This is a genomic window from Tianweitania sp., assembly GCF_032053605.1.
GTDB lineage: Bacteria > Pseudomonadota > Alphaproteobacteria > Rhizobiales > Rhizobiaceae > Tianweitania.
The window spans coordinates 16,720-27,259 of record NZ_DAMBUH010000016.1; the positions used below are offsets into that span (position 1 = coordinate 16,720).

At 62.0% G+C, this 10,540-nt stretch carries 11 protein-coding genes and 1 pseudogene; 11 read left to right on the forward strand and 1 reads right to left on the reverse strand.

Annotated features, from left to right (window positions below):
* The 11 genes and pseudogenes from RTX98_RS06010 to RTX98_RS06060 all read left to right on the forward strand — a co-directional run.
* Window positions 1-328: pseudogene (locus tag RTX98_RS06010) on the forward strand (phenylalanine--tRNA ligase subunit beta); the annotation flags it as partial.
* A gap of 74 nt (window positions 329-402) precedes the next feature.
* Window positions 403-801 (forward strand): cupin domain-containing protein, encoded by a 399-nt coding sequence (locus tag RTX98_RS06015; RefSeq protein ID WP_312795279.1) that lies wholly within the window; start codon window positions 403-405, stop codon window positions 799-801.
* Between the two features lie 34 nt (window positions 802-835).
* Window positions 836-1,531 carry a RibD family protein gene (locus RTX98_RS06020; protein WP_312795281.1) on the forward strand — a complete coding sequence of 232 codons (696 nt, stop codon included), beginning with the start codon at window positions 836-838 and terminating at the stop codon, window positions 1,529-1,531.
* A gap of 211 nt (window positions 1,532-1,742) precedes the next feature.
* On the forward strand, window positions 1,743-3,659 hold the full coding sequence (gene dnaK, locus RTX98_RS06025) for a molecular chaperone DnaK (protein ID WP_312795283.1): 1,917 nt from the start codon (window positions 1,743-1,745) through the stop codon (window positions 3,657-3,659).
* A gap of 232 nt (window positions 3,660-3,891) precedes the next feature.
* Window positions 3,892-5,031 (forward strand): molecular chaperone DnaJ, encoded by a 1,140-nt coding sequence (gene dnaJ / locus RTX98_RS06030; RefSeq protein ID WP_312795285.1) that lies wholly within the window; start codon window positions 3,892-3,894, stop codon window positions 5,029-5,031.
* Between the two features lie 83 nt (window positions 5,032-5,114).
* On the forward strand, window positions 5,115-5,720 hold the full coding sequence (gene pmtA, locus RTX98_RS06035; protein ID WP_312795350.1) for a phospholipid N-methyltransferase PmtA: 606 nt from the start codon (window positions 5,115-5,117) through the stop codon (window positions 5,718-5,720).
* An 11-nt stretch (window positions 5,721-5,731) separates the two neighbouring features.
* Window positions 5,732-6,325, forward strand: a complete 594-nt coding sequence (locus RTX98_RS06040; RefSeq protein ID WP_312795287.1) for an NAD(P)H-dependent oxidoreductase — start codon at window positions 5,732-5,734, stop codon at window positions 6,323-6,325.
* The gene (gene pyrF, locus RTX98_RS06045) at window positions 6,322-7,011 is read left to right on the forward strand and encodes an orotidine-5'-phosphate decarboxylase (protein WP_312795289.1); all 690 of its coding nucleotides are present in this window, start codon (window positions 6,322-6,324) and stop codon (window positions 7,009-7,011) included. The genes RTX98_RS06040 and pyrF overlap by 4 nt, the downstream gene beginning before the upstream one ends.
* A gap of 11 nt (window positions 7,012-7,022) precedes the next feature.
* Entirely contained in the window at window positions 7,023-7,316 is a 294-nt protein-coding gene (locus RTX98_RS06050) for a DUF1330 domain-containing protein (protein ID WP_312795291.1), read from the forward strand.
* A 134-nt stretch (window positions 7,317-7,450) separates the two neighbouring features.
* Window positions 7,451-8,752, forward strand: coding sequence for a polyhydroxyalkanoate depolymerase (locus RTX98_RS06055; protein WP_312795293.1), 1,302 nt, complete (start codon window positions 7,451-7,453; stop codon window positions 8,750-8,752).
* Between the two features lie 131 nt (window positions 8,753-8,883).
* Window positions 8,884-9,525: a transglutaminase-like cysteine peptidase gene (locus RTX98_RS06060; protein WP_312795295.1), complete on the forward strand. Its 642-nt coding sequence runs from the start codon at window positions 8,884-8,886 to the stop codon at window positions 9,523-9,525.
* 177 nt (window positions 9,526-9,702) lie between these two features.
* Here the strand turns inward: RTX98_RS06060 and RTX98_RS06065 are convergent.
* The coding region (locus tag RTX98_RS06065) for a YifB family Mg chelatase-like AAA ATPase (protein WP_312795296.1) at window positions 9,703-10,540 on the reverse strand (838 nt) is incomplete at its 5' end.

A 10,540-nucleotide genomic window follows, 5' to 3' on the forward strand; every position in this document is an offset into this window, starting at 1 on the left:
GAAGCAGAAGCCGACGCGCACCAAGCCGAAGCTCGAACTCTCTAACTTCCAGGCCGTGAAGCGCGATTTCGCCTTCGTGGTGGATCGCACGGTGGAAGCCGGTTCGCTCACCAAGGCCGCGCTCGGCGCCGACAAGAAGCTGATCACTGGAGTGTCCGTGTTCGACATCTTCGAAGGCGCCTCGCTTGGCGAAAACAAGAAGTCGGTGGCAATCGAAGTGGCGATCCAGCCGACCGACAAGACGCTGACGGAAGAGGATTTCGAGGCACTCGCCGCCAAGATCGTCGCCAATGTCGGCAAGCAGATCGGCGGCGTGCTGCGCGGCTGAGGCTGGTATCTGGAGCGGGTGATCCTATCTCCCGGCTGAAGAAGCTATTGGCTCAGCCGGGAAAGGATCAAACCGTGGAGATCAAGCGAAGCGGATCCGTGCCTTCGAAGAAGGGCCCGGAGGAGTATTTCACGGGAACGGTGCGCCTCGATGCGCCCTTCACCGGCAGCGGCGGCTTGAACAGCGCCACCGTGACGTTCGAGCCCGGCGCACGCACGGCCTGGCACACGCATCCCCTCGGCCAAACGCTCCTTGTCGTCTCCGGTCTCGGCCGCGCGCAGCGTGAAGGCGGTCCGGTCGAAGAGATCCGCCCCGGCGACATCGTGTTTTTCGCGCCCAATGAGGTGCATTGGCACGGCGCCGCACCTGATTGCGCCATGACCCATATCGCGATCGCCGAGGTCAAGGATGGCGTGTCCGTCACCTGGCTCCACAAGGTCGCTGACGACGATTATCTCGGTGGCTCCGCTTGAGCCGCATCCCACGACAACAGCAAGGAACCCGCGCATGAAGCCGCATGTGACCTGCCTGATGGTGTCCTCCATCGACGGACGCCTTCATCCCAGCCGCTGGACGACGAGCCCGGACGGCCAGCGCAGCGACTGGACTGGCGCTTACGAGACGATCCACGATCAGCTGAATGGCGATGCCTGGATCGTCGGCCGCGTCACCATGGCCGAGATGAGCAAGGCGCCGGCCCATCCGCCTGCCGAGGCCGGCCCGGAGGTCGAGCGTCCGTTCCACTTTGCCAACCGCGATGCCGGCACCTACGCCATCGCGCTCGATCGCTCCGGCAAGCTCCACTTTGACAAGCCGGATGTCGGCGGGGACCATGTCGTGGTTCTCCTCGGCGCCGATGTGTCCGACACCCATCTGGCCGAACTCGCCAGCGACGGCGTGTCCTATATTGTCGCCGAACAGTCCGACATCGACTTGGCCGAAGCCCTTGAAGTGCTGAACCGCGAACTCGGCATCAAGCACCTGCTGCTCGAAGGCGGTGCGGGCATCAACGGATCGTTCCTTGCAGCCGGCCTGGTTGACGAAATCAGCCTCCTGATTGCACCGGCCGTGGACGGCAACCCGGAGCGCCAGGCCTTTATCGATGCGGGCCCAGATGGCCTCGCCGGCAAGGTGCAGCTGTCGCTCAAAGCCTGCGAGCAGCTCGACCACGGCATCGTCAATCTTCGCTACGCCGTTAGCTGACGAGGTCGGCGCGCTGGCGAGTGATCGTGTCACAAAGATACAATCGCGGCGCACACTCGACTTGCGCGCAAAAACTGCCCTTCTTATATACGCCGCAACGCCACGGTGACGGGTTCGTGATCGGACCCTGACCGGGGATTTCGTGTGACAGGGGCAGCAAAGGGAACGCCGTTTCCGGGTCCCATCGCTGTTCGCTAAATGGAGAAACAACATGGCTAAAGTCATTGGTATCGATCTGGGAACGACCAATTCCTGCGTCGCCGTCATGGACGGCAAGGATGCGAAGGTCATCGAGAATGCGGAAGGCGCGCGTACCACGCCGTCGATCGTCGCTTTCACCGATTCCGACGAGCGCCTCGTTGGCCAGCCGGCCAAGCGTCAGGGCGTCACCAATCCGGAAAACACCATCTTCGCAGTGAAGCGCCTGATCGGCCGCCGCTTCGATGATCCGGTGACCAAGAAGGACCAGGGCCTCGTTCCCTACACGATCGCCAAGGGTGACAACGGCGATGCCTGGGTCGAGACGCGCGGCAACAAGCAGTCGCCGGCTCAGATCTCGGCCATGATCCTTCAGAAGATGAAGGAAACGGCTGAATCCTATCTCGGCGAAAAGGTCGAGAAGGCCGTCATCACCGTTCCCGCCTACTTCAACGACGCGCAGCGTCAGGCAACCAAGGATGCCGGCAAGATCGCCGGTCTTGAAGTCCTGCGCATTATCAACGAGCCGACCGCAGCTGCTCTGGCCTATGGCCTGGACAAAAAGGACGGCAAGACGATCGCCGTTTACGATCTTGGCGGCGGCACCTTCGATATCTCCGTGCTGGAAATCGGCGACGGCGTGTTCGAAGTGAAGTCGACCAACGGCGACACCTTCCTGGGCGGTGAAGATTTCGACCTGCGTCTCGTCGAGTACCTCGCTGCCGAGTTCAAGAAGGAACAGGGCATCGACCTGAAGAACGATAAGCTCGCTCTTCAGCGCCTCAAGGAAGCCGCCGAAAAGGCCAAGATCGAGCTGTCTTCGGCTCAGCAGACCGAGATCAACCTGCCCTTCATCACCGCCGATGCTTCCGGCCCGAAGCATCTGACGATGAAGCTCACCCGCTCCAAGTTCGAGCAGCTGGTGGACGATCTCGTTCAGCGCACGATCGAGCCCTGCAAGGCAGCGCTCAAGGATGCGTCGCTCAAGGCTGGCGAGATCGACGAGGTGATTCTGGTCGGCGGCATGACCCGCATGCCCAAGATCCAGGAGATCGTGAAGCAGTTCTTCGGCAAGGAGCCGCACAAGGGCGTGAACCCGGATGAGGTCGTCGCACTCGGCGCCGCCATCCAGGCGGGCGTTCTCCAGGGCGACGTCAAGGACGTGCTGCTGCTCGACGTGACCCCGCTGTCGCTCGGCATCGAAACCCTGGGTGGCGTGTTCACCCGCCTGATCGACCGCAACACCACGATCCCGACCAAGAAAAGCCAGGTCTTCTCGACCGCCGAGGATAACCAGGGCGCCGTGACGATCCGGGTGTTCCAGGGCGAGCGCGAGATGGCTGCCGACAACAAGGCGCTTGGCCAGTTCGATCTCGTCGGCATCCCGCCGGCACCGCGCGGCGTGCCGCAGATCGAAGTGACCTTCGACATCGACGCCAACGGCATCGTCAACGTGTCGGCCAAGGACAAGGGCACCGGCAAGGAGCACCAGATCCGCATTCAGGCTTCCGGCGGTTTGTCGGATGCCGACATCGAGAAGATGGTGAAGGACGCGGAGGCCAATGCCGACGCCGACAAGAAGCGTCGCGCTGCGGTTGAGGCCAAGAACCAGGCTGAAGGTCTGATCCACTCATCCGAGAAGTCGCTGGCCGATTACGGTGACAAGGTTTCGGAAGCCGATCGCACCGCGATCGCCGATGCCATCGCCGCGCTGAAGACGGCGGTTGAAGGTGACGATGCCGAAGACATTAAGGCCAAGAGCAATGCTCTGGCTGAGGTGTCGATGAAGCTCGGCCAGGCCATGTACGAGGCCAGCCAGTCTGAAGCCGCGGAAGCGGACGCTCAGGCTGATGCCCGCAAGGCCGGTGAAGACGTGGTGGATGCCGACTTCGAAGAGATCGACGAAGACGACAAGAAGAAGACCGCCTGATCGCGAGCTTCTGCACGACTCACGTGAAACGAAGCCCGGTGCCGCAAAGCGCCGGGCTTTGTCTTGACGGAAGCAGGCTCGGTCTAAGCTGAGCCGATCACCAATTGATAAAAAACGATGGGTGTGTGGACGCCGCTATGGCATAGCGGGCCGTGCTTCATTACTTGAAGTCGAACCCGCTCCGGCGATTTCGCCCTCCGACACATCAATCCCAGGGTCCCGATAGCGCGATATGAGCAAGGCCGATTACTACGAGATGCTCGGCGTCCAGAAGGGCGCCGACGAAAAAGAGCTGAAGTCAGCCTTCCGCAAACTCGCGATGCAGTACCATCCCGACCGCAATCCGGGGGATGCAGAGGCCGAACGCAAGTTCAAGGAAATTGGCGAAGCCTATGAGTGCCTGAAGGACCCGCAAAAGCGCGCGGCCTATGATCGCTTCGGCCATGCGGCCTTTGAAAACGGCATGGGCGGCTCTCGCGGGGGTAGCGGCTTCGGCCAGGCTGGCGGCTTCTCGGACATATTCGAAGATATTTTCGGCGAGATGATGGGCGGCGGTCGCCAGCGCCGCTCCGCCAACGGCCGCGAGCGCGGCAGCGATCTGCGCTACAATATGGAAATCTCACTCGGCGAAGCCTTTACCGGCAAGACCGCCGAGGTTCGCGTTCCCTCGTCCATCACCTGTGACGAATGCGGCGGCAGCGGCGCCAAGCCCGGCACGCAGCCCGTTACCTGCTCCATGTGCTCCGGCACCGGCCGCGTTCGTGCAGCCCAGGGCTTCTTTTCGGTCGAGCGCACCTGCCCGCAATGTCAGGGCCGCGGCCAAACCATCAAGGATCCTTGCCCGAAATGCGCCGGACAGGGCCGTCTCACCGAAGAGCGTTCGCTGTCCGTCAACATCCCGGCCGGCATTGAAGATGGCACCCGTATCCGTTTGTCCGGTGAAGGCGAGGCCGGCATGCGTGGCGGTCCGTCCGGCGATCTCTACATCTTCCTGTCCGTCAAGCCGCACGAGTTCTTCCAGCGCGACGGCGCCGACCTTTATTGCAAGGTGCCGATCTCGATGACCACGGCAGCCCTCGGCGGTCAGTTCGAGGTGACCACGCTGGACGGCACGCAAACCCGCGTCAAAGTGCCGGAAGGCACGCAGAACGGACGCCAGTTCCGTCTGCGCTCCAAGGGCATGCCGGTTCTACGCCAGGCAACGGTCGGTGACCTTTACATCCAGGTCGACATCGAAACGCCGCAGAACCTCACGCGCCGCCAGCGCGAATTGCTGGAAGAGTTCGAGCAGCTGTCCTCGAAGGAAAACTCGCCCAATTCCAGCGGCTTCTTTTCCCGCATGAAGGACTTCTTTGAGTCCTTCGGAGACTGATGAATGCAGTCATGACGTTGCGGCATTGAAAACGCCGCAATCTGACATTTATCTGGCGCAGTTGCATGGAGAAGGACGACTGCATGGTTGGTGCTGGTAGGAAGAAGTCGATCACCGAGCGGTTCGACGAGGAACTCAAGTTCTTCAAGGGCTGGATCGACAAGCCGAAAGCCGTCGGCGCGATCATTCCCACCAGTTCCTTCACCGCAAAGCGCATGGCCTCCGTCGTGCAGCCGGCGTCCGGCTTGCCGGTCCTCGAACTCGGGCCAGGCACTGGCGTCATCACCAAGGCAATCCTTGCATGCGGCGTGAAGCCAGCCGATCTCTGGTCGATCGAATATTCGGAAGATTTCGTTTCGCATCTGCGCGCCCAATATCCGGACGTGAACGTCATCCATGGCGATGCCTTCGACCTCGACACAACGCTGGGCGACAAGGCCGGTACGAGCTTCGACAGCATCATCTCGGCCGTTCCCCTGCTGAGCTTCAAGGTTCCGCAGCGCATCCGCTATGTCGAGAACCTGCTTGATCGCATGCCGGCGGGCCGGCCGATCGTGCAGATCACCTACGGCACGCTGTCGCCAGTGCCGCCGGGCAAAGGCAACTACACGGTCGAGCATTTCGACTTCATGCTGCGTAACATTCCGCCCGCACAGCTCTGGATCTATCGCCGCCCCTGGAAGATTTGAGCCGGGGTGAAATGCTGATCCCGCGTATCCTGGTTTTCGCCGGCTCGGTCCGAACCGGCGCTTTCAGCGGCAAGACCGCCGACGTCGCCCAGCGAGAACTGGCACTGGCTGGCGCCGAGGGCACGCGCATCTCGCTCGGCGATTACCCTCTGCCGCTGATGGATGAAGACCTGGAGCGCGAGAAGGGCATCCCGCAGCCGGCCCTTCAGCTTGGCCGGCAGATCCTCGCACATGACGGTTTGCTGATCGCCAGCCCCGAATACAACGCCTCCATCCCGCCTCTCTTGAAGAACGCACTGGATTGGGTCAGCCGCATCCGCCGCGACGGCAACCGCGACGTCCGTCCGTTCAGCGACAAGGCGGTTGCGCTCTGCTCCTCCTCCGACGGCGCCTTTGCCGGCATGCGCGGTCTTTACCATCTGCGCGCCGTTCTCATGGCGGTAGGTGCCGAAGTCATCACGCCGCAATGCTCCATCGCCCACGCTTCCAAGGCGTTCGACGAGAACGGCGCCCTTGTGGACGAGCGCTCGAACAGGCAGATGGATACCACATGCCGCGTTTTGGTAGAGCGCGCGATCCAACTGTCGAAGAGAGTAGAACCATGACCAATGCGCGCGACCGGCTGATCGTAGGGCTCGACGTGCCGGAGTTGGCGATTGCATCGGCCGTTATCAGCGAGCTCGGCGACACCGTCTCCTTCTACAAGATCGGCTACCAGCTCGCCTTTGCCGGCGGCCTCGATCTCGCGCGCGAACTGGTACAGAACGGCAAGCAGGTCTTCCTCGATCTCAAGCTGCTCGACATCGACAACACGGTTGCCAAGGGCGTAGAAAGCGTACTCGGCATCGGCGCTTCCATGCTGACTTTGCATGCCTACCCGAAAGCGATGCGCGCGGCCGTGGAAGCCGCTCGCGGTACCGACCTTTGCCTGCTCGGCGTCACCGTCCTCACCTCCATGGATGCCGAGGATCTCCGCGAAGCCGGCTATGACATCGACCCGCAAGCCCTCGTGCTGCGCCGTGCCGAACAGGCCCGGCAAGCCGGCATGGGCGGCATCGTCTGCTCTGCGGCGGAAGCGCGCCACGTCCGTGGAATCGTCGGACCCGATCTCGCGATCGTCACCCCCGGCATCCGGCCGGCCGGTTCTGATCATGGCGACCAGAAGCGCGTGATGACCCCGGCCGACGCTCTGCGTTCCGGCGCCACCCATCTTGTGGTCGGCCGCCCGATCGTGAAAGCTGCGGATCGCAAGGCTGCCGCACAGGCCATTCTGGCTGACATGCAAGGCTGAAGGAGGAGATCATGGCTAAAGGATACTGGATCGCGCGCGTCGATGTCCGCGACCCCGAGCGCTACAAGGATTACGTCTCGACCGCCAAGCCGGCCTTCGAACGCTATGGCGCAAAGTTCCTCGCACGCGGCGGCGAAGTGACGGAGCTCGAGGGCAAGGCACGTGGACGGAATGTCGTCATCGAATTCGAGTCAGTCGATATCGCGCGTCAATGTTACGACTCGGCCGAGTATCAGGCTGCCAAGGCGATCCGGCAGGAATGCGCCGACGCCGAAATGATCATTGTAGAGGGCGCTGCCACTTAATTCGGGTATTCTGCGTTGCCATATCGCTGTTTTGCGCGGCAACGCACCCCCTATTGCAACGCAACATCGCGAGACCTAGTTTAACGCCCATGCTTTCACAGGCTCGGTGAGCCGCAACGCGCCTGGGAATTCCGATGTTCTATCAGTTCTATGCTTTGCAACATGCCGCGCTGCAACCTTCGCGCGCGGTAGCCGAAGCCGTGCGCACGCTCTACACCAATCCGCTAAACCCTTTCACGGAAACCGTTTTTGGTCGCACCATCGCCGCCAGCGCCGAGCTTTTCGAGCGCACCACCCGGCAATACGGCAAACCAGCTTTCAATCTCCCCACCGCCAAAGTCGGCACCCAAACCGTTCCCGTCACCGAAGAGATTGTTTGGGCTAAACCCTTCTGTAAATTGATCCATTTCGAGCGCGATCTTCCCGCCGAACGTGCTCCCGACCCCAAGCTGCTGATCGTTGCCCCTATGTCCGGCCACTACGCCACCCTGCTGCGCGGCACGGTGGAGTCCATGATGAGCCATGCCGAAGTCTACATCACGGACTGGACCGATGCCCGCATGGTGCCGCAGTCTGAAGGGCGCTTCGACCTGGACGACTACATCGACTATGTCATCGACATGCTGCATGAACTTGGCCCCGACACCCATGTCATGGCCGTCTGCCAGCCCTCCGTTCCGGTGCTCGCAGCGGTCGCCATCATGGAGCAGCGCGGCGACCCGTTCGCTCCCGCGAGCATGACGCTGATGGGCGGACCGATCGATACGCGCCGTAATCCGACGGCCGTCAACAATCTCGCCGCCGAGCATGATCTCGACTGGTTCCGCAGCAATGTCATCATGCAGGTGCCGTTCCCCGAGCCCGGCTTCATGCGCGATGTGTATCCCGGCTTCCTGCAACTCACCGGCTTCATGAGCATGAACCTCGACCGCCACATCGGCGCGCATAAGGACTTCTTCATGCACCTGGTGAAGAACGACGGCGATTCAGCGGAAAAGCACCGCGATTTCTATGACGAATACCTCGCGGTCATGGATCTTACGGCAGAGTTTTACCTGCAAACGGTGGAAACCGTCTTCATCGAACATCGCCTGCCGAAGGGGACGATGAAACATCGCGGCACCCGCGTCGACCCGTCCGCCATCCGCAACACCGCGCTGCTGACGATCGAAGGCGAGAACGACGACATTTCGGGTCTCGGTCAAACGCAGGCCGCGCATGACCTCTGCACGAATCTGGCTGATGAAAAGAAGAGCCACTACGTGCAGCCGACCGTCGGCCATTACGGCGTCTTTAACGGCTCGCGCTTCCGGGCCGAGATCGTGCCGCGCATCGTCGACTTCATGCGCGCACACGGCGGACCATCGGCCGGTGGAGCTAAACCGCGGGTCGTTCATAGCCAGGATAGCTATATCGCACGATCAGCCAAAGCCTAACGTCCGGCGGTTTTCCGGGGAAAGCTTTGCGGCTTTAACCAAAAGAAGAAGCATCTTGACCCTGTGAATTGACTCTTCCTGGTAACTCCTCTTAATTTTTCCTTAACGAGGGGAAGCGGGGCGAGGGCACCATGAAGGTCGCGCGCGGATGGACACAGGGGATCCTGCTGGCAGGCGCTCTTGTGTTTTCAGCGGTTTCAGTGTCGGCCGGGGGGCAGGCCAAGGCAGCCGCAATGGAAGTGGGCGGCATCACCTCGCAGCCCATCGGCCATTACGAATTCTGCAAGCGCTATCCCGGCGAATGCGCCATTCGCAGCAGCAATGTGAAGCCGGTCGCTTTGACCGACGCTACCTTCGGTCTGATCGCTCGGGTCAACCAGACCGTCAATCGCAGCGTCGAGCCGGTCAGCGACAATGACCTGTACGGCCGTCAGGAATGGTGGGCCTATCCCAGCGAAGGCGGCCAGCGAGGCGACTGCGAAGATTTCGCCCTGCAAAAGCGTCGGGTTCTCATGCAGCGCGGGATTTCCTCCGCAAACCTGCTGATGACCGTGGTTCGCAAGCCTGACGGCGAAGGCCATGCCGTTCTGACCGTCCGCACCGATCACGGCGACTACATCCTCGACAACTTGAACGACCAGGTTCTTGCCTGGGAACAGACCGGCTACCGCTTCCTCAAGCGCCAGGCCGAAAACCATTCCGGGCGCTGGAACAGCATTCGCGGCGGCAGCACGTCGCCGCTGGTGGGTGCGGTCCGTTCCACGACGAATTAAGCAAGCTTGGGTGAGGCCTTGAGGAGCTGTGCTTGCACAGCTTCTTCTTTTTGCGCGCAAGTCAAGCCGCTCTAGCGCTTCGGCCTGCCCTAGGCTTGGCTGATCGAGTAACCGAACGAGACACTCCTCTTCCGCGCAGTCAGCGCGGCTAGGACGAGCCAAGCGCCGCCGATTTCCTCAGGCAGCGGCCCGCATCTGGCCTTCTCCGGCCATCCGGTAGGAAATCGCCTCGGCAAGATGAATGCGGTTGACGGCGTCCGATCCCTCAAGATCCGCCAGCGTTCGCGCAACTCTCAAGACCCGATGGTAAGCGCGTGCCGAAAACTGCAGCTTCTCGCTGGCATCGCGCAGCAGGGACGTGCCACGCGCATCCAGGGCCGCAATTGTATCGACGATGGCGGCCGCGCAATGCGCGTTGGTGGTGGTCGAGCTTTGCCCAAGCGCTGCAAAGCGCGCCTGCTGGATCTCGCGAGCGCGCGCAACCCGCACCGCCACACTGGCACTCGTTTCCGCGCCTGCCGATGGGCGGATCAGATCAGCGGCGGAGACGGCCGGCACGTTGATGCGCAGATCGATACGATCGAGCAGCGGCCCCGAGATCCGCGCCTGATAGTCGCTCTGGCAGCGTGGGCCTCTCGCACACTGGAAGCCTGGCTCGCCCGCCATGCCGCAGCGGCACGGATTCATCGCGGCCACCAGTTGCACGCGAGCAGGATAGCTGACCCGGTTGTTGGCGCGCGCAATGACACACTCGCCGCTTTCCAGCGGCTGGCGCAGCGAATCGAGCACGGCGGGCGAGAATTCTGGAAACTCGTCGAGAAACAGGATGCCGTGATGCGCCATGGAGGCCTCGCCCGGTCGCACCCGCAAGCCGCCCCCCACCATTGCCGCCATGGACGCGGAATGATGCGGAGCGCGAAATGGTCGGCGATCTGTCAACTGACCATCCGCAAGCTCGCCTGCGATGGAGGCGATCATGGAGACTTCGAGAAGCTCGCGTGGATGCAGTGGTGGC